The 18,331-nt window shown below is 76.1% G+C and carries 19 protein-coding genes; 12 read left to right on the forward strand and 7 right to left on the reverse strand.

Translation table 11 applies throughout. The features are described from left to right. Positions 1–4: 4 nt before the first annotated feature. The 3 genes from BLW04_RS08990 to BLW04_RS09000 all read right to left on the reverse strand — a co-directional run bounded on the left by BLW04_RS08990 (position 5) and on the right by BLW04_RS09000 (position 2,575). On the reverse strand, positions 5–1,024 hold the full coding sequence (locus BLW04_RS08990) for a sucrase ferredoxin (RefSeq protein ID WP_091538900.1): 1,020 nt from the start codon (positions 1,022–1,024) through the stop codon (positions 5–7). Next, positions 1,008–2,207: a cupin domain-containing protein gene (locus BLW04_RS08995; RefSeq protein WP_254781200.1), complete on the reverse strand. Its 1,200-nt coding sequence runs from the start codon at positions 2,205–2,207 to the stop codon at positions 1,008–1,010. The genes BLW04_RS08990 and BLW04_RS08995 overlap by 17 nt, the downstream gene beginning before the upstream one ends. Before the next feature lie 125 nt (positions 2,208–2,332). Next, a complete protein-coding gene (locus BLW04_RS09000) occupies positions 2,333–2,575 on the reverse strand; it encodes a hypothetical protein (protein ID WP_091538907.1) in 243 nt (80 codons plus the stop codon). Between the two features lie 148 nt (positions 2,576–2,723). Here BLW04_RS09000 and BLW04_RS27470 point away from each other — a divergent pair, with 148 nt between their 5' ends. The 8 genes from BLW04_RS27470 to BLW04_RS09030 all read left to right on the forward strand — a co-directional run bounded on the left by BLW04_RS27470 (position 2,724) and on the right by BLW04_RS09030 (position 7,754). Next, positions 2,724–3,158, forward strand: coding sequence for an acyl-CoA dehydrogenase family protein (locus BLW04_RS27470; RefSeq protein WP_217630940.1), 435 nt, complete (start codon positions 2,724–2,726; stop codon positions 3,156–3,158). A gap of 11 nt (positions 3,159–3,169) precedes the next feature. Next, positions 3,170–3,724, forward strand: coding sequence for a hypothetical protein (locus BLW04_RS27475; protein ID WP_217630941.1), 555 nt, complete (start codon positions 3,170–3,172; stop codon positions 3,722–3,724). Next, a complete protein-coding gene (locus BLW04_RS27480) occupies positions 3,721–4,203 on the forward strand; it encodes a PIG-L deacetylase family protein (RefSeq protein WP_217630942.1) in 483 nt (160 codons plus the stop codon). Before BLW04_RS27475 ends, BLW04_RS27480 begins: the two co-directional genes overlap by 4 nt. An 80-nt stretch (positions 4,204–4,283) precedes the next feature. Beyond that, positions 4,284–4,481: a hypothetical protein gene (locus tag BLW04_RS27485; protein WP_217630943.1), complete on the forward strand. Its 198-nt coding sequence runs from the start codon at positions 4,284–4,286 to the stop codon at positions 4,479–4,481. After that, the gene (locus BLW04_RS09015; RefSeq protein WP_091538910.1) at positions 4,478–5,092 is read left to right on the forward strand and encodes a class I SAM-dependent methyltransferase; all 615 of its coding nucleotides are present in this window, start codon (positions 4,478–4,480) and stop codon (positions 5,090–5,092) included. The genes BLW04_RS27485 and BLW04_RS09015 overlap by 4 nt, the downstream gene beginning before the upstream one ends. After that, complete coding sequence (locus BLW04_RS09020; RefSeq protein WP_091539100.1) at positions 5,089–5,856, forward strand: glycosyltransferase family 2 protein; 768 nt, start codon at positions 5,089–5,091, stop codon at positions 5,854–5,856. Before BLW04_RS09015 ends, BLW04_RS09020 begins: the two co-directional genes overlap by 4 nt. A 50-nt stretch (positions 5,857–5,906) precedes the next feature. Continuing rightward, on the forward strand, positions 5,907–7,184 hold the full coding sequence (dinB, locus tag BLW04_RS09025; RefSeq protein ID WP_254781201.1) for a DNA polymerase IV: 1,278 nt from the start codon (positions 5,907–5,909) through the stop codon (positions 7,182–7,184). Between the two features lie 153 nt (positions 7,185–7,337). Next, positions 7,338–7,754, forward strand: coding sequence for a DUF3040 domain-containing protein (locus tag BLW04_RS09030; protein WP_091538914.1), 417 nt, complete (start codon positions 7,338–7,340; stop codon positions 7,752–7,754). A 93-nt stretch (positions 7,755–7,847) separates the two neighbouring features. Here BLW04_RS09030 and BLW04_RS09035 read toward each other — a convergent pair whose 3' ends face one another. From BLW04_RS09035 to BLW04_RS09050, 4 genes are all read right to left on the reverse strand, one after another. Beyond that, positions 7,848–8,801 carry a ribose-phosphate diphosphokinase gene (locus BLW04_RS09035; RefSeq protein ID WP_091539103.1) on the reverse strand — a complete coding sequence of 318 codons (954 nt, stop codon included), beginning with the start codon at positions 8,799–8,801 and terminating at the stop codon, positions 7,848–7,850. 63 nt (positions 8,802–8,864) lie between these two features. After that, positions 8,865–11,216 carry a transglutaminase TgpA family protein gene (locus BLW04_RS09040; RefSeq protein ID WP_139306784.1) on the reverse strand — a complete coding sequence of 784 codons (2,352 nt, stop codon included), beginning with the start codon at positions 11,214–11,216 and terminating at the stop codon, positions 8,865–8,867. Further along, entirely contained in the window at positions 11,213–12,583 is a 1,371-nt protein-coding gene (locus tag BLW04_RS09045; RefSeq protein WP_091538921.1) for a DUF58 domain-containing protein, read from the reverse strand. Before BLW04_RS09045 ends, BLW04_RS09040 begins: the two co-directional genes overlap by 4 nt. Before the next feature lie 6 nt (positions 12,584–12,589). After that, positions 12,590–13,606 (reverse strand): AAA family ATPase, encoded by a 1,017-nt coding sequence (locus BLW04_RS09050; RefSeq protein ID WP_254781202.1) that lies wholly within the window; start codon positions 13,604–13,606, stop codon positions 12,590–12,592. Between the two features lie 258 nt (positions 13,607–13,864). On the opposite strand from BLW04_RS09050, the gene mraZ reads away from it, so the two are divergent. The 4 genes from mraZ (at position 13,865) to BLW04_RS09070 (ending at position 18,260) form a co-directional block, all read left to right on the forward strand. Continuing rightward, positions 13,865–14,299: a division/cell wall cluster transcriptional repressor MraZ gene (mraZ, locus tag BLW04_RS09055; protein ID WP_091538924.1), complete on the forward strand. Its 435-nt coding sequence runs from the start codon at positions 13,865–13,867 to the stop codon at positions 14,297–14,299. A gap of 347 nt (positions 14,300–14,646) precedes the next feature. Next, positions 14,647–15,621, forward strand: coding sequence for a 16S rRNA (cytosine(1402)-N(4))-methyltransferase RsmH (rsmH, locus tag BLW04_RS09060; protein ID WP_091538928.1), 975 nt, complete (start codon positions 14,647–14,649; stop codon positions 15,619–15,621). A 290-nt stretch (positions 15,622–15,911) separates the two neighbouring features. Further along, complete coding sequence (locus BLW04_RS25830; RefSeq protein WP_139306785.1) at positions 15,912–16,373, forward strand: cell division protein FtsL; 462 nt, start codon at positions 15,912–15,914, stop codon at positions 16,371–16,373. A 159-nt stretch (positions 16,374–16,532) separates the two neighbouring features. Next, complete coding sequence (locus tag BLW04_RS09070) at positions 16,533–18,260, forward strand: peptidoglycan D,D-transpeptidase FtsI family protein (protein ID WP_254781203.1); 1,728 nt, start codon at positions 16,533–16,535, stop codon at positions 18,258–18,260. Positions 18,261–18,331: the final 71 nt, after the last annotated feature.

An 18,331-nucleotide genomic window follows, 5' to 3' on the forward strand; every position in this document is an offset into this window, starting at 1 on the left:
CCGGTCAGGCGGATGTGGCCGGCTGCGCCACCCGCAGCTCCAGGGGGTGCCAGGTCCGCGAGCGCCCCGGCTGGGCTGCGGCGCAGGTCAGGTGGGCGGCCTGCTCTGACATGCGGCTCTCCACGGTGACCACGACGTCGCCGTCCGGGCCGGCCAGCGTGACCGCCCACCGCTCGACCCCGGCCGCGGGCGCGGGCAACGTCTGGACGCCGCGCGGCCGCAGGTCACCGACCGCCAGCAGCCCCAGCCGGCCGCGGGCGTGCTGCTGCGCGGCCTGAACGGGGGCGGACAGCCCGGCCCGCCCACGCAGCCACGGCAGCACGACCTGGCCCTGCTCAGTGGCGTAGACCAGCTCCTCGCCGTCGTCGGGCACCTGGCCGTAGACGTGCCCGTGCGGCAGCACCAGCACGTTGGCGGCGAACCGGTCGCCACCCAGGTGGCTGGTCTCCCAGACGTCGCCGGGGTCGGTCGGCAGCGACCGGGCCAGCGGCCGGCCGCGCACCGCACAGCAGACGTCGTGCGCGCCGTGGGTGCACACCAGGTAGGTCGGGGTCTGCGACGGCGTGCCCGCGCTGCCGTCCCAGGGGGCGTCCAGCAACTCGGCGTCGCTCGTCCGCGTCGACCACCACACCGTCTCCACCCCGGGCGTCGTGTCGGCCACCGCCCAGCGGTGGCCGGAGTCCGACAGCCGGTTCCCGGGACGGCGCACCAACTGGATCCGGACGCCGGCCTCCCGCGCCCGGGCCGCCAGCCGGGGCGCGACCTGCTGGTCGAACCGGGACTCCAGCAGCGCGTCGCGCCCCCACGGGCCGGGCTGCTCCACCAGCAGCCAGCGGTGGGCCGGGGGCGCGGTGGCGGTCGGGGAGTCACCGCGCAACAGTGCCTGCACCGAGCACCGGGACGGCTCCAGCCGGCCCACCGGACGGGACGGCGCCGTCGCGGCGTCGGCGTCCCCGCTCACCCGGGCGGACAGGCGGTGCTCCGACCCCGTCGGCTGTGCCGGGATGTCACCCACGGCCCCCATCGTGCCTGTCGCCGTCCGGCCGCGGATCGGGGGTCGCGCCGGGCACGACCGCGATCGACTCGGTGACCAGCCGGCGGCCCAGCCGCACCTGCCCCTCGGGGTTCAGACCGGGCAGGTCGCCCACCCGGAGCTCGCCGGCGGCCAGCAGCCCGGCCACGGCCGGGCGGGTCGCCGCCGGCAGCTCCAGCGAACGACGCCCGGCGATCAGGGTGACCCGGTCGCCGACGGCCTCGTGGAGCTGGAGGCGCAGCAGCGGGCGGACCTGCAGCACCGTGTCGCCGTCCAGGGCGGCGGCCGCGGCGGACTGCGCCAGCGGTGCCACCGGCTGCGGACGCACCTGGCCCCAGGTGCGGGCGCGCAGCCGGTCGGCCACGTCGGCCGGGTCGATCCGGTCCAGCCACCGGTGCAGCCCGGCCAGCACCGCGGCGACGTCCTCGGCGGCGGCGTCCGGATCGGCCAGGTCCACGCCCAGCGGCAGTGAGCCGCGCAGCTCCTCGTCCTGGGCGGCCAGGGTGCGCATCAGGTCCAGGGCGGACTCCACCGCTCCCCACCGGGTGACGGGATGGACGCCGACGGTCAGGTGGGCACTGATCCGGCCCAGCGCGACGGCGGAGTGCAGATAGCCGCGCGGGAGGTAGAGGGCGTCGCCGGGCCGCAGCACCGTGTCGATCACCGGCGGGCGCTCCGCGGCGGCGGCGACCTCGTCCGGCCGGTCGGTCCAGGGCTGGCTGCGCAGCGGGTCGGGAAGCACCGGCTCGTGGATGGTCCAGTGCTTCTCCCCGGCCACCTGCAGCACGAACACGTCATGCACGTCGTAGTGCGGGGAGAACCCGCGCGAGGACGGCGGGGTGATGTAGGCGTTGACCTGCGTGGGATGCCCGAGGTCGGCGGCGAGCTGGCCGGCGAAGTCGATCAGCGGCGGCCAGAGCCGGTGCAGGCCCTGCAGGACCACGGTGCTGCCCTCGGCGAACAGCCGGAGCACCGCGTCGGAGGAGACCTGGTCGGCGACCTCGGCACCGGCGCCCTGCGGGCTGGTGAAGCGCGAGGGGTCGACGACGGCGCCGTCCTTGGCGATGCGCAGGAACGGGGTGCGCAGCCCGCGGGTGCTCAACAGCTCGTCGACCGCGTCGAGGGTGAGCAGGTCGGTGAAGGTGCCCCTCAGTTCCGCGGCGCTGGAGAGCAACGGCCGGCGCGACCAGTGCTCCGCGGCGAAGACCTGCGGGTCGACGCGGATGCAGCGACGCAGGGCCGGGCGGGCGCCGCCCTTCGGGGAGGACGGCGCCCGGTCCTGCGTGGTCGGGCTCGTCGTCAGGCGGAACCGTCCGCGCCGCCGTCGTGCTGGCCGGCGGCACCGCTGTCGGCAGCACCCGAGTCGGCGGGGCCTTCGGTGCCGCCCTTGGCACCGCCGTCCGCACCGCCGTCGGCACCGGCGTCCGCGCCGCCGTCCGCGCCGGCGTCCGCACCGGCGTCGTGCTGGCCGGGCTTGCCCTCGCCGGCACCGGAGTCGGCCGGGCCCTCCGTGCTGGTCATGTCGTCGTCGTCGAGCGCCATGGCTTCTCCGATCGTCGTCCCTGCGGCCGCCGGACGGCGACCACCCCGGCCTGTTCTACCGCGACGACCGACTCTGCACACCTGCGGACCGCGCGCCGGTGGACGGTACCCAGCGTTTCTCGTTGTGCGCGGGGGGTAGCGCCTGCGGGTGTCGACCTCGCTGGACGCCGGTGAACAGGGCCGGGTCCAGCGCCAGGACGCCGTCTCGCGCGCGGCCTCGTCGTTCGTGGATCTCCTCGATGCCGGCTGGTCCCTCCCGCTGCCAGGCTCCGGCGCCACCCTGCAGCGGTGGCGGGCCCTCGCCGAGCTCGGAGAACGCGACCTGCCGCTGGCCCGGCTGGCCGAGGGCCACGCCGACGCCCTGGCCGTCCTGGCCGACCTGGGGTTGCCCGTCCTGCCCCCGGGCGCGCGGCTGGGCGTCTGGGCGGCCGAGCCGCCCGGTCCCGCGGTGGTCGCCACCGAGGGGTCCGGCGGCTGGCGCCTGGACGGCCCCAAGTGCTGGTGCTCCGGCGCGCGGGTGCTCACCGGGGCACTGGTGACCGCGCAGGCACCGGACGGCCGACGGCTGTCCTCGTCGACCTGACCGCCGACGGCGTGCGGCCGGACCCGGGGGTCTGGGTCAACCCGGGGATGGCCGGCAGCGACACCGCGGACGTGCAGTTCGCCGACGTCCCGGCGGTCCCGGTCGGCGGGCCGCGCGCCTACCTGGACCGTCCCGGCTTCCGGCACGGCGGGATCGGGGTTGCCGCGGTGTGGCTCGGCGGTGCCCGCGGCGTCGCCGGCACGCTCACCGACGCCGCCGCCCGGCGCGGGCCGGACCCGCTCCGCGACGCCGCCCTGGGCGCGGTCGACGTCGCCCTGCACGCCGCCGGGACGGCGTTGGAGGCAGCCGCCGCGGAGGTGGACGCCGACCCGGCGGACCGGGGCGGCCACGCGCAGCTGCGCGCCCAGCGGGTGCGGGCGCTGGTGGCCCGGACCGGCGAGGAGGTGCTCGCCGTCGTCGGCCGGGCGCTGGGTGCCGCGCCGCTGGCGCACGACCGGGCGCACGCCGAGCGGGTCGCCGACCTCACCGTCTACCTCCGGCAGCACCATGGGGAGCGGGACCTCGCGGGCCTGGGTGCCCTGGTCCGCGAGCAGGCCGCCCGGTGAGCGGGGAGGACCGGATCGCAGCGCCTGGCACCGAAGAGTCGCGCTGGGCCGACTGGTTGCCCGCCCAGGACTGGCCCCGCTGGACGCCGGACCCCTCATGGCGGGAGGTCGCCGTTTGCGCCGCCCACCCCGACGACGAGGTCCTCGGCGCCGGCGGGGTGCTGGCGGGACTGGCCGCCGCGGGCGTCTCCGTGCACCTGGTCGCGGTCACCGACGGGGAGGCCAGCCACCCGGGCAGCACCGCAGTTATCCCCACGGGGCTCGCGGAGCTGCGGGTGCTGGAGACCGACCGGGCGCTGGCGGCCCTCGGGGTCCGGGCCCGGACGACGCGGCTGGGCCTGCCGGACTCCGGGCTGGGGCGCTGCACGGCCGAGCTCGCCGCGGCGCTCGGGCCCGCGATCGTCGGGGCGGACGTTGTCCTCTCGACCTGGACCGGCACGCCCACCCCGACCACGAGGCCGTCGGCCGGGCCGCGCTGACCGCAGCCGGGGCGCACCGGCTGCCGGTATGGCAGTTCCCGGTCTGGGCCTGGCACTGGGCGGTCCCCGACGACGACCGGGTGCCCTGGGGGCGGGTGCGCGCCGTGCCGCTCACCCCCGCCGTCCGGGCGGCCAAGCGCGCCGCCGTGGACTGCTTCGGCACCCAGGTCCGGCCACTCGGCCCGCTGCCGGACGACCGGGCCGTGCTGCCGCCGGAGGTGCTGGCGCACTTCGACCGCGATTTCGAGGTGCTGCTGGACATGAGCGGGCCGGCATGAGCCTGGACGCCGGCTTCTTCGACGAGATGTACGCCGTCGCGGACGACCCCTGGTCGATGCGCACCCGCTGGTACGAACGCCGCAAGTACGACCTGTCGACGGCGGTGCTCCCACGGCGGCGCTACGGAGACGGGCTCGAGGTGGGTTGCTCGGTGGGGGAGCTGACGGCCCGGCTGGCCGGGCGCTGCGACCGGCTGACCGCCTGGGACACCAGCGCGACCGCGGTGGCCCGCGCGACGGCCCGGCTGGCGGGGCACCCCGGTGTGCGGGTGGAGCAGGCCAGCGCCCCGGCGACGCCGCTGCCGTCGGTCGACCTGCTGGTGCTCTCCGAGGTCCTCTACTACCTGGACCCCGGGGACCTGCAGACGCTGCTGGGCCAGGTGCGCACGGCGCTGCGGCCCGACGGCACCCTGCTCGCCGTGCACTGGCGGCACCCGGTGCCCGAGTACCCGCAGACCGGGGACGCCGTGCACGAGACGCTGCGCGCGGGACTGCCCTGGCCGCGGGTGGCCACCCACGAGGAGCCGGACCTGCTGCTGGACTGTTGGGTCGCGGCGCCTGCCGCCGACGTCCGGGCGGCCTCGGTCGCCGCGGCGGAGCAGCTGTGGTGACCGGGGCGGCCGGGGGGCCGGCGCGGGGGGTCGACGTCCTCGGCGTCCTGGTCCCCGCCCGCGACGAGGAGGAGCTGCTCCCCGCCTGCCTGGCCGCGCTGGCCGTCGCGGCCGCGGCGCCCGGGCTGGCCGGGGTGACCGTCGAGGTCGTGGTGGTCGCCGACGGGTGCTGCGACGGCACCGTCGACCGGGCTGCCGAGGCCGGGGCGACCGTGCTGAGCCGGAGCGCTCCCGGAGGGAATGTGGGAGCCGCCCGGGACCTCGGGGCGCGGCACCTGCTCGGCCAGGCCGCCCGCGGCCGGGTGCCCGCCGATCGGGTGTGGCTGGCCAGCACCGACGCCGACAGCCGGGTGCCCGAGAACTGGCTGGTGCTGCACCGGACCGCTGCCGAGGCCGGGGTGCAGGCGCTGTTGGGCACGGTGGCCGTTGCCGACTGGTCGGGTCATCCGCCCGGGGGGGCCGCGGAGTTCGCCCGTACCTACGACGCCTGGCGGGCCGGCGGTGTGGACGCTGTCCACCCGCACGTGCACGGGGCCAACCTCGGCGTGCGGGGAAGTGCCTATCTCGATGTCGGGGGCTTCCCGCCGGTGGGCGAGGACGAGGACCGCGCGCTGGTGACCGCCCTGGTGCGGTCGGGTGCGGGGGTGCTGCGCACCCCGGCCAGCCCGGTGCTGACCTCCAGCCGGCGGGTGGCCCGGGCGCGGGCCGGGTTCGGCCGCGACATGAGGCTGCTGGCCGTCCGGCCCGCGGCCGTCGCCCGCTAAGCTCATTCCTCGGAGTCGAACATGTGTTCGGTCGTTGGGGGGTGGGTGTGGTGTCCGAGCGGTCCGCCGGCTGCAGGGTGCTGCACGTCGACATGGACGCCTTCTTCGCCAGCGTCGAGGTCCGCCGGCACCCCGAGCTGGCCGGCACCCCGGTCATCGTGGGCGGGGCCGGCAACCGGGGGGTCGTCACCTCGGCCACCTACGAGGCGCGGCGCTACGGGGTGCACAGCGCCATGCCCACCGCCCGCGCGCTGCGGCTGTGCCCGACGGCGACCGTGCTGCCCGGGGACCTGGCCCTCTACAGCGAGGTGTCCCGCTCGGTGATGGCGCTGTTCCGGTCGATCACACCGCTGGTGGAGCCGTTGAGCCTGGACGAGGCGTTCCTCGACGTCTCCGGGTCCGGCCGCCGGCTGGGCGACCCGGTCGCGATCGGGGAGTACATCCGGGCCCGCGTCTTCGACGAGCAGGGCATCACCTGCTCGGTCGGGGTGGCCGGCACTAAGTTCGTCGCCAAGCTCGCCTCCACCCGTTCCAAGCCCGACGGCCTGCTGGTGGTGCGCCCGGCCGAGGTCATGGAGTTCCTGCACCCGCTGCCGGTGAGCGCGCTGTGGGGAGTGGGTGCCAAGACCGAGGAGGTGCTGCTGCGGCTGGGGCTGCGCACCGTCGGCGACCTGGCGCACGTGCCGGCGCGCACGCTGCAGCGGGCGGTCGGCCAGGCCGCCGGCACGCACCTGCACGAGCTGGCCTGGGGCCGCGACCCGCGCCGGGTGGTCCCCGACGAGCCGGACCGGTCGACCGGCGCGGAGGAGACCTTCGGCACCGACGTCGACGACCCCACGGTCATCCACCGCGAACTGCTGCACCTCGCGGAGCGGACGGCGGGCCGGCTGCGCTCCACCGGCCACCTGACCCGGACGGTGAGCATCAAGGTGCGTTTCGCCGATTTCACCACCATCACCCGGTCGCGCACGCTGAAGGTGCCGACCGACGTCGGCCAGGAGCTCTACGACACCGCCCGGGCGCTCTTCGACGCCCTCGGGCTGGACCGGGCGCGCATCCGGCTGGTCGGGGTCCGGGCGGAGGGGCTGGTGAAGGCCGACGCCACCGCCCGGCAGCTCGAGCTCGGTGCCCGGGAGCACGGCCGCCGGGACGCGGAGCTGGCCGCCGACCGGGCGGCGCGGCGGTTCGGTGCCGGTGCGGTGCGCCCGGCGACGTTGCTGACCCGCACGCAGGTCCCGAGGGCCGGCCGCCCGCCCGCGGCGGCGTTCCGGGAGCGCCCGGGAGACCCCGGGCAGGCCCGCGGACGGGCACCCCAGCCCGGCGGCTGACCCCGCGGCACCCCTCCGCAGGGGGAGTCGACCCCCCACCCCGGTGTGTCGGTGACCGCTCGCCTTTCGCACCCCGCAATCGGCTCGTATCCTCGGTGGCACCACGGGCGGACAGCCGCCGGTGGTTCGAGCACTGCGCAACTGGAGGTCGACGTGCCGCTCTCCGAGCACGAGCAGCGCCTGCTGGAGCAGATCGAGCGCGCCCTCGTCGACGACGATCCCAAGTTCGCCTCGACCGTGCGCACTGGTGACCGCCGGCAGAAGGCCCGCCGCAAGCTGCAGATGGGCATCGCCCTGGTCGTCGTCGGCCTCGCCGGGCTGATCGGTGGTGTGGCGGTGCCCTCGGTCCCGCTGGGAGTGGTGGGCTTCCTGCTGATGTTCGGCGGCGTGGGCCTCGGCGTTTTGAACTACAAGGCCGCCACCGGTGCGATCGAGGCCGTGCCGGCCTCCGGCACCGGCCCCCGGCCGGCCGGTCGGGGCAGCACCAAGGCCGGCAAGGCCGGCAAGGCCCGCAAGCAGCCGCTCAAGGACCGCCTCGAGGAGCGTTTCCGCCGCCGCTACGACCAGTAATCGCCCGCGACCCCCGCCGCAGCCGTCGTCCCGTCCGGGACGGCGGCCACTGTGCCGTCGGCAGGCCCGGTGTCGTCGGCAGCCCGGTGTGGGTCAGCTGCCCGGCGCGGGAACGACGTCGAACAGGGCGCTGACCGACTCACCGTCGTGGATCCGCTGCACGGCCTGGGCCAGCGCCGGGGCGATCGACAGAACGGTGAGCTTCGGGTGCGCGTCGGGCACCGGCACGGTGTTGGTGCAGACGATCTCCAGGACGTCCGGTTGCGCGCCGATGCGCTCCAGCGCGCCCGCCGAGAACAGCCCGTGGGTGCAGGCGACCCGGATGCAGCGCGCGCCGGCGTCCCGCAGCCGGTCGATCAGCTCCAGGACGGTGCTGCCCTTGGCGATCTCGTCGTCGAGCACGATGACGTCCCGGTCGGCGACCTCGCCGATCACCGCGCTGATACTCACCCGGTCGTCGGCGTAGCGCTGTTTGGCCCCGGCGGCCACCGGCACCCCCAGCCGCCGGGCGAAGGCAGCGGCCTCCTTGGCGTTGCCGAGGTCGGGGGAGACCACCGTGGTGTTCGACAGGTCCAGTGACCGGAAGTGGTCGGCGAGCTCGCGCAGCGCGTGCAGGTGGTCGACCGGCACGCTGAAGAACCCGTGCACCTGCGGCGAGTGCAGCGTCATCGCCAGCACCCGGCCGGCCCCCGCGGCCACCATCAGGTCGGCGATCAGCCGCCCGCCGATGGAGATCCGCGGAACGTCCTTCTTGTCCGAGCGCGCGTAGGCGTAGTGCGGCATCACCACGGTGATCCGCGAGGCCGAGGCGCCCCGGGCGGCGTCGATCATCAGCAGCAGCTCGACCAGGTTCTCCTGCACCGGGGTCACCAGCGGCTGCACCAGGAAGACGTCCCGCTCCCGGCAGTTGGCCTGCAGCTGCACCTCGAGACAGTCGTTGGCGAAGCGGGTCACCCGCACCGGGTGCAGCGGCACGCCGAGCTGGGCGCACATCTCCGCCGCGAGCTCGGGATGGGCGCTGCCGGCGAAGACGGCGATCTCACGCAACAGGGGCCCCACATCGTCGGCGGGCTGAGCGGTCGCCGCGAACGGTAGCGAGGTCGTCCCCGCTCAGGCCGACCGGGGACGGCGCGGGGTATGCACGGCCAGCCACTCGCCGGCCGCGGACACCGTCGACGCCGGCCACAGCGCCGTGGTCAGCCGGCGCCGGCGGGACATCGTCCGCAGCAGGCCCCGCCGCACCTCCTGCAGGGCGTCCCGGAGCTCCGGCGTCGTCCCGGCCCCCGGTGGGCCGTACACCGATCGCTCCTCGGCCAGCGCCAGCTCCCGGACGGCGGACACCGCGGCCGGCGAGGCCCCGGACATCAGCTCGGCCAGCTGCCGGGCCAGCGTGCGCGGCGTGGCGGTGCGCGGCACGGGAATGCCCAGGTCGGCGGTGGTGGACAGCAGCTCGTCCCACAGCGCGCCGGGCCGGCCGTCGGCGACCCGCTGGAAGCGCTGGCGGCGGCGCGCGGCCCACGGCACGGCGGCCAGCAGCAGGGCCAGCACGGCGAGCCCGCCGCCGGTCAGCCAGCTGGTGAGCGCGCTGCCCGGGTCCGTCGCGGGCAGGCTCAGCGGCGTGTACTGGTCGTCCCGGTTGATCTGGGCCTGCGGACCGGTCGGGACGGCCGGGGTCGTGCCGGGCACGGTGGGCTCGACAGTCGGGTCGGTGGTGGCGTCGGCCCGGGGTGCCCACGGCAGCGACACCGCCCGCCCGGCCGCCAGCGGGGTCGGGTCGAAGGTCACCCAGCCCAGTCCGGAGAACCACACCTCGACCCAGGCGTGCGCGTCGTCGGTGGTGACGGTGCGGGTGCGGCCGTTCTCGCCGTCGGCATCGGCCTGCCCCGGGGTGTATCCGAGCACCACGCGAGCCGGCACGCCCGCGGCGCGCACCAGCACGGCCATCGCGCCGGCGTACTGCTCGCAGTAGCCCCGCTTGAGGCGGAGGAAGTCGACGAGGTCATCCCCGGAGGTCCCCGGCGTCGTCGTCAGGCTGTAGGCGAACCCGTTGGCGCGGTCGGTGAGGTGGTCGTAGATGCCGAGCACCCGCTCGTAGGGCGACTGGGCGACGTTCGTCAGCTGGCCGACCAGGGCGGTGACGCTGGCGTCCAGCTGGGGCAGTTCCAGGTAGCGCCGCATGCGGTCCCCGGGCCCCAGCTCCGGCGCGGCGGCCAGCTGCTCGGCGGTGGGCCGGGGCTCCTCGGCCGATACCGACCAGGTGCGGCCGGAGGTGGTCACACCGCGACCGAAGACGGTGTCGGTGGTCGGGTCGATCCGCCAGGCGTCGTCCCCGCCCTGCACGTCGATCGACTGCGGCGCCGTCGGGGTGGGGAGGAACTGGTCATCGTGACCGATGGCGGTGAGGGTGGCGGTCACCTTCCGGGTGGACTCCCGGGCGGGAAGGGGAACCAGCGGGCCGTCCCCGGCGATGGACTCCTCCCCGTCGAGGTTGCTCATCCGCCAGCCGGCGCCGTCGTAGACGTCCAGCGCGACCGCCCGCAGGTAGCCGGGGTCCGGCACCGAGGAGGTGACCTCCAGCAGGTCCACGGGCTGGGGACGGTTGAGCTGCCCGCGCAGTTCGGCGACCGGGTCCAGGGCGGCACCGGTGCTGCTCGTGCCGTCGCCGCCCGCGCCCAGCCCGGTGGCCAGCGAGCCCTCGGCCAGCGTCGGCACCAGCACCGGCAGCAGGAGCCCGACCACCAGCGCCAGCGCCCCGGTGCGGACGGCGGCCAGCGTGCCGGTGCCCAGCGGTGCGCCGGAGCCGGCGCGGCCGCCGCCGGCCAGCCGGGTGCGCTGGTCAGCCCACAGCAGGACGCCGAACCCGACCGCCGGACCGAGGAAGGAGACCAGGGCGACGTCCCCGCTGATGGTGCTGACCGGCACGCAATAGAGGACCAGCAGCCCGATCCCGCCGAGTGCCGGCTGGCGCCCGGCCACCGCCACGAGGTCCACGGCCAGCGCGACGAGGGCGATGAACACGGTGGTCAGCGCCACCAGCCCGGTCAGCGGCAGGGCCGGGGTGGCCTGCTCGCGGATCTCGGCCATGCCGTCGGACAGCACGGTGCCCAGCTCGCCCAGGCTGGTGGGGGTCGGGACCAGGCCGGCGAACGCGTCGTCCGGGGTGAACACGACGGTCAGCAGGAAGAGCACGGCGAGCACCTGGACCACCGGCACGAGGACGCCCGACACGCCGGCCAGCCGGGCAGAGCCACCGTCGGCGGGCAGCAGCCGGGCCACGCCGGCGCGCAGCGCCGCCCCGCCCAGACCGACCACGGCGATGGCCAGGACGACGGGCGCCAGCCACGTGCGGGCGGCGAACACCGGGTCCAGGGCCAGGGCGCCCAGCGCGACGGCGACCGTGGCGGCCACCGCCGTCCCGGTCCGGCCACCCACGGTGCCCTCCAGCGGGGTGGTCCCGGTCATGCCGGCACCTGAGCGCCCGTCCAGCGGGCGGCGCCCGGGGTGCCGGCCGCGGCCAGCTGGCTCCACGCATCGTCCACAGTCTGGTCCGGCCGGGCGAGGAGGACCTGCCAGCCGGCCCCCCGCAGCAACCGCACGGCGGCGTCGGACCGTTCCACGACCTCGGCCCGCGCGCTGGCGCTGAGCGGCCGGCGCCCGCGCAGCGCCCCGGCGGCCAGCCAGCTCGCCGGGTCGGTCACCACGGCGACGTCGCTGCCGGGCCCGGAACGGGCACGGATCAGCGCGGCGACGTCGTCCGGGCCGACCAGCCCGAGCAGGCAGACCGCCGGGCCGTCGACGGCCGACCGGCGCAGTGCCTCCACGGCGAGGTCCAGGCTGCCCAGCCGGGAGGGGCTCAGCTCGGCGAGCCGGTCGAGCAGCTCGGCGGTGCCCAGCGCACCCCCGGAACCGGGCCCGCTGAGGTCGCCGGTGTCGGCCACCACGCGCAGGCCTGCGCCGCGGCGCAGCAGATGAGTGCCGATGCTGGCCGCCGCCTCCACGATCCACTCCAGGGTGTCGGTCGGGGGCGCCGGGTCGCCGGCCGGGCCGGCGACGCTGCCGCCGGTTAGGTGGGCGGTCCCGCGGGTGTCCACCAGCAGAGTGGCCGCCGACCGCCAGGGGCGCTCCTCCAGCCGGACCATCAGCTCCCCGGTCCGGGCGGTGGCCCGCCAGTGCACCATCCGCAGGTCGTCGCCGTGCCGGTACTCCCGGGTACTCACGTCGTCCTCGCCGTGGACGGCGATCGACCGGCGCGCGCCCTTCCCGCCGTTCCCACCACCGCCGGCCAGCCCGCCGGACCCCGACAGCGGGCGCACCCGGGGCACCACCAGCAGCGCGGCGGTGTCGCTGCCGGCGGCGGTGCGCAGCACCAGGCCGAACGGGTCGACCAGACGCAGTCGCAGCGGGCCGAGCGGGAACCGGCCGCGCCGGCCACCGTGCAACTGGTAGCGCAGCGCGGCGGTGGCGCCGCTGGACAACCGCTCCACCACGAACCGCGGACGGCGGCCGAGCTCGGTCGGCAGCTGCTCGGTCAGCTCCCACAGCCCGCCGGCCCGCCGGTCGGTGTTGGTCACCTCGAGCAGCACCTCGGCGTCGCCGCCCCGGGGCAGTCGCGAGGGGCTGACCGTCCGGCGGGAGGCCAGCCGGAAGCGCTGCCGGGCCACCCCGACCGCCGACAGGACCGGCAGGGCGAGCACGAAGAGGGCGAACTGGACCAGGGCGCGCTCACCGAGCAGCGCACCGAGCAGGCACAGCGTCACGCCTCCGGCGACCAGGCAGCGGCCGCGCAGGGTCAGGGACGAGGCGGCGTCCGCCAGCCGGCTGCGGGTCACGTCGGCTCAGCGCCCGCGGGGAACCGGCACGGCGGCCAGCAGGTCGGTCACGACCCGCTGGGCATCCCGGCGGGCCAGCGCGGCGTCCGGGGTGAGCAGCAGCCGGTGGGCGAGCACCGGCACCGCCATCGCCTGGACGTCGTCGGGCAGCACGTGGTCACGGCCGGCCAGCGCGGCGGCGGCGCGGGCGGCGCGCAGCAGCTGCAGCCCGGCGCGCGGGGAGGCGCCCAGGCGCAGGTCGGGGGAGTGGCGGGAGGCCTCGACCAGCGAGACGATGTAGCGGCGCAGCGGCTCGGCGACGTGCAGCAACCCGACCGCCGCGACCAGCGCCCGAACGGTGGCGGCGTCCGCGACGGGGGTGAGGTCGGTCAGCGGGTCGGAGGTGGCCCGCTCGTCGAGCATGGCCAGCTCGGCGTCGCGGTCGGGGTAGCCCATGGAGACCCGGGCGGTGAACCGGTCCCGCTGGGCCTCGGGGAGGGGATAGGTGCCCTCCATCTCCAGCGGGTTCTGCGTCGCCAGCACCATGAACGGCCGGGCCAGCTCGTAGGTGACCCCGTCGACGGTGACCTGCCGCTCTTCCATGCACTCCAGCAGTGCGGACTGGGTCTTGGGAGAGGCCCGGTTGATCTCGTCGGCCACGACCAGGTTGGCGAAGACGGCGCCGGGCTTGAACTCGAAGGCGCGGGTCTCCTGGTCGTAGACGGCCACGCCGGTGACGTCGCTGGGGAGCAGGTCCGGGGTGAACTGGATCCGCCGCACGGTGCCGTCGATGGACCGGGCGAGCGCCTTGGCCAGCGTCGTCTTGCCGACGCCGGGGACGTCCTCGATCAGCAGGTGTCCCTCGGCCAGCAGCACCACCAGTGCCAGCCGGACGACGTCGGGCTTGCCCTGGACGACGCGGCTGATCGACGCGGCGATCCGGGCGCCCTCCGCGGCTACGTCGAGATGGGTGGGATCGAGGGCCGCGGGATCGAGCTCCGTCGCGCCTCGTCCGGACTGCAGCTCTGCCGTCCCGTCGGTCACGCGACCACGGTACGTGGCGGAAGTGCCCTGGCGGGGGCCTCGCGGGACGGCGTGGGGCCGTAGCCGCGGGAGACGGGTCGGCGGGGCCGGCCGGGGGCTGCCGGGCAGATCGGTGGGGCGCGGAGAGGGACAGGGGGCGACACGGGTCAGAGTGGTGTCCAGTGGGGGCCAGTGGGTTAATGTGTCGCCCAATGGGGAGGCGGGGTCCACTCGGGGGCCCAGCACGACCACGGGAGGACCGATGCAGGAGGTGAACCGGTGTTCGTCGGCAGCTACGTGTTGCGGCTCGACGAGAAGGGCCGGCTCGCCCTCCCGGTCCGCTACCGCGAGCTCGTGGCCGACGGCATGGTGATCAAGAAGGGTCAGGAACGCTGCGTCTACGGGCTGACCATGGCCCGGGTCGCCGAGCAGAGCGCCGCCCTCAAGGCCATGGCCCCCGCCGACACCAACGCCGCCCGCATGCACTCCCGGATGAGCTTCGGCTCGATGGTGGAGATCGAGGCCGACAAGACCGGCCGCATCACCATCCCCGCCGGCCTGCGGGAGTACGCCGGCCTGGACCGCGACGTGGTCGTGGTCGGCGTCGACACCCGATTCGAGATCTGGGACGCACCGAGCTGGGACGCCTACGTCGCCGAGCAGGAAGCCGTCTTCGCGGCCATGGAGAGCGAGGGGATGCCGACCCTGTCCTGAGCCGCCCGCCCCTCCGACCGCCCCACCCCGCCCCACCTCCCGTCCGAGCCGACTTCCCTGCGGCTCGACCGGACCCCGCACCGAGCCGGCTTCCCTCCAGCTCGGCGCACTCGCACCACCCGCTCCGAGCCGGCTTCCCTCCAGCTCGGCGCACTGGCACCACCGCCCCCGTGAGCGGGGCTCCTCCTGGTACCGCTTCCCCGGCGCCAGGCGGGCCCCGCCCGGGTGGGACAGGGCGCTTCCGCTCCACCGCACCACCACCCGCGCTCCACTCCGGCCCGCCCGCACCACTGGCCCCACCCTCAGCCCCCGCCCAGCCCCGGCGAACCACCGGAGAGGAGACGTCGATGAGCCCCGAGCCCACTGGGCCCGCGGTGCACGTCCCCGTCCTCCTCGACCGGGTCACCGAGCTGCTCGGCCCCGCGCTGCAGGCCGACGGCGCCGTCCTCGTCGACGCGACCCTCGGGCTGGCCGGCCACTCCCTGGCCCTGCTCACCGCCCACCCCGGCCTGCGCCTGATCGGCCTGGACCGCGATCCCGACGCCCGCGCGGAGGCCGCCGCCCGGATCGAGACCGCCGGCTTGACCGACCGGGTCACTCTCGTCCCCGCCGTCTTCGACGAGCTGCCCGACGTGCTGGCCGACCACGGCGTCGACGAGGTGCAGGGGGTCCTGTTCGACCTCGGCGTCTCCTCCCTCCAGCTGGACCGCCCCTCCCGCGGGTTCAGCTACTCCACCGACGCCCCGCTGGACATGCGGATGGACCCCAGCGGCCCGCGCACCGCCGCCGACGTGGTGAACACCTACTCCCGCGGCCAGCTCACCCGGGTGCTCAAGGTCTACGGCGAGGAGCGGTTCGCCGGCCGGATCGCCGCCGCCATCGAGCGCGAACGGGCCCGCGAGCCGTTCACCGGCACCGCCCGGCTGGCCGAGCTGGTCCGCGACTCCATCCCGGCCGCCACCCGGCGCACCGGCGGGCACCCCGCCAAGCGCGCGTTCCAGGCGCTGCGCATCGAGGTCAACGACGAACTCGGCGTGCTCACCCGCGCGCTCCCGGCCGCCATCGACGCACTCGCCGTCGGTGGCCGGGTCGTGGTCATCACCTTCCATTCCCTCGAGGACCGCATCGTGAAGCAGACGCTCGTCGCCGAGGCCACCGACCGCACCCCCCCGGAGATGCCCGTGCCCATGCCCGAGCACGCCCCCGTCCTCCGGATGCTCACCCGCGGCGGTGAGGCACCCAGTGAGGCCGAGACCGCCCGCAACCCGCGCGCCGCCTCGGCCCGGGTCCGCGCAGCCGAGCGCATCCGGCGGGCGGCATGACCCGGTCGGCACGGGCGGAGGGCCCCCGGACGGCGGCCGCCCGGACGACCAGCCCGCGGACCGGCAGCACCCGGACGGCGAGCTCCCGCACGGTCAGCCCTCGCACGGCCAGCGCCCGCACGGCCAGCGCCCGCACGGCCAGCTCCCGCACGGCCAGCTCAGGCACGGTGAGCCCCCGGCCCACCCCGCCCCCCACCGGCCGACCGACCGCGGACACCGGCCCCCTGCAGGTCTCCCACGCCCTGCGTCTGTCCCGGCCGCCGTCCTCGCCGACCCGACGGAGCGGCCAGGTGCACAGCCGTCCGCAGCTGCGCCTGGTGCCGCCGGTGCGCACGCCTGCCCGGACCCGCCGTACCGCGACCGGGTCGCGCCGCGCGCCGTTCGTCGTCCTCGTGGTCGGCCTGCTGGTCGTCACCACGCTGGCGCTGCTGCTGCTCAACACCGCCATCGCGGTGGACTCCCTGGACGCCACCCAGCAGCGGGCGGCCAACGCCGAGCAGGCCCAGCAGGTCGCCGAACTCGAGCGCCAGGTCGTCGACGGCAACACCGCCGCCGCGCTGGCCCGGGCGGCCGCCGTCGCCGGCCTGGTGCCCGCCGGTGCCGCGGCCCATCTGGTGCTCGGCCCGGACGGGGAGTCCGCCGTGCGCGGCACCGCCGCGCCTGCCCCCGCGCCCCCCGCCGCGCCGGCCTCCGCCGCCTTACCCGCCCCGGTGCCCGCACCGGTGACGCCGACGCCGACGTCCGGGGGCTGACCCGTGCCCGACGACGGACGCACGCTCGGTCCGCGGCGCAGCTCCACCGGCCGGGCCAGCGGGCCGGTCGGCCGAGGGGGCGGCGTGCGGTCCCGCCGGTCCTCGCCGGTCGGCGCGCCTCCCGGCCGTCCCGGGCGGGGCAGGCGAGGCTCGGCTCCCGTGACGGCCGCGCGCGAGCAGCGCAACCGCTGGGGTCTGCTCTTTCTGATCACCCTGCTGGTCGTCGTGGTGGCCAAGCTCGTTGTACTGCAGGGCGTCGACGGCGCCGCCTACGCGCAAGCCGCCGAGGACGCCCGGATGCGCACGTTCCCGATCACCGCCGTCCGCGGGGAGATCACCGACCGCACGGGTCACGTGCTGGCCTACTCCGTCGACGCCGAGCGGGTCGTCGCCGACCCCGCCGTGGTGACCGACCCGGCGCGCACCGCGCTGGCGCTGACCACGCTGCTGGACGTGCCCGCCTCCGAGCTCACCGAGAAGCTCTCCCGCGACGGTCGCTACGTCGTGCTCGCCCGCCGGATCCCCACCGACGTCACCGACCGCATCCGGGCGCTGCCGGCCACCACCCGGGCCGGGCTCTCCTTCGAGCAGGACCCGGCGCGTCTCTATCCGGCCGGCGCGGTCGGCGGGCAGGTGGTCGGCTTCGTCGGCGCGGAGGGCACCGGCCTGGCCGGCATCGAGCAGACCTTCTCAGACCAGCTCGCGGGCACCGACGGGGAGGAGCGCGTCGAGGTCGACGGCCGCGGCAACCCGATCCCGTCGGGCATCGACGACACCACCCCGGCCACCGACGGCGCCACGGTCGCCCTCACCCTCGACGAGGACCTGCAGTTCGTCGTGCAGCAGCGGCTGGACGCCGCGTGCGCCGACGGCGCCACCAGTTCGGCCTCCGCGGTGGTGCTCGACGTGCACACCGGAGAGGTCGCCGCCATGGCCTCCTGTCCCGGCTACGACCCGGGCCACTACAACGAGACCGACCCCGACCTGCTCGGCAACCGAGCCGTCTCCGACGTCTACGAGCCCGGCTCGGTGATGAAGGCGGTGACCCTCTCCGCGGCGATCGAGGAGGGCAAGGCCGAGCCGGACACGGTGCTGCAGGTCCCCGGGCACATCCAGGCCGGCGACACGGTCGTCACCGACGCGCACGACCACGCCCCGATCGGCTTCACCGTCACCGGCATCCTGGCCAAGTCCAGCAACGTCGGGGCGATCATGCTCGCCCGGGAGATCGGCGACCAGAAGCTCGAGCAGTACCTGCGGGCCTTCGGCATCGGTTCGGAGACCGGCATCGAGCTGCCCGGTGAGAGCGGGGGCATCCTGCAGGACTCGGCGGACTGGACGAAGAGCCGGGCGGGGAACATCCCGATCGGCCAGGGCGTCTCGGTGACCACCCTGCAGATGGCGTCGGTGTACCAGACCCTGGCCAACGGCGGGGTGCGCATCCCGCCGCGGGTGATCAGCTCGGTCACCGCCGCCGATGGCACGGTCACCGACACCGCACGCCCGGAGGGCATCCGGGTGGTCAGCGAGTCCACCGCGGACAAGCTGACCTACATGCTCGAGGCCGTCGTCGGCAAGGGTGGCACCGCACCGTTGGGCGAGGTCGACGGCTTCCGGGTCGTCGGCAAGACCGGCACGGCGCAGCGGGCCAACCCCGACTGCAGCTGCTACGCCGGCGGCGGCTACTTCACCACCTTCGTCGGCTACGCCCCCGCCGACGACCCGCAGTACGTGGTGGCCGTGGACCTGGAACGACCGACCAGCTCGGCCGAAGGCGGCCAGGTCGCCGCGCCGGTGTTCGCCGACGTGATGCGGTACGCCCTGACTGCCGGCGGGGTCGTGCCCTCCGGATCGCCGCGACCGGACTTCACCCTCACCGTCCCCTGACCAGGAAAGGCGTTCGGTGCAGCCGGGGCATGGCGCTCTCGGGGCGCAGCCCGTCGCCGGTAGATTGGACA

The organism is Modestobacter sp. DSM 44400 (genome assembly GCF_900107175.1).
Taxonomy (GTDB): domain Bacteria; phylum Actinomycetota; class Actinomycetes; order Mycobacteriales; family Geodermatophilaceae; genus Modestobacter.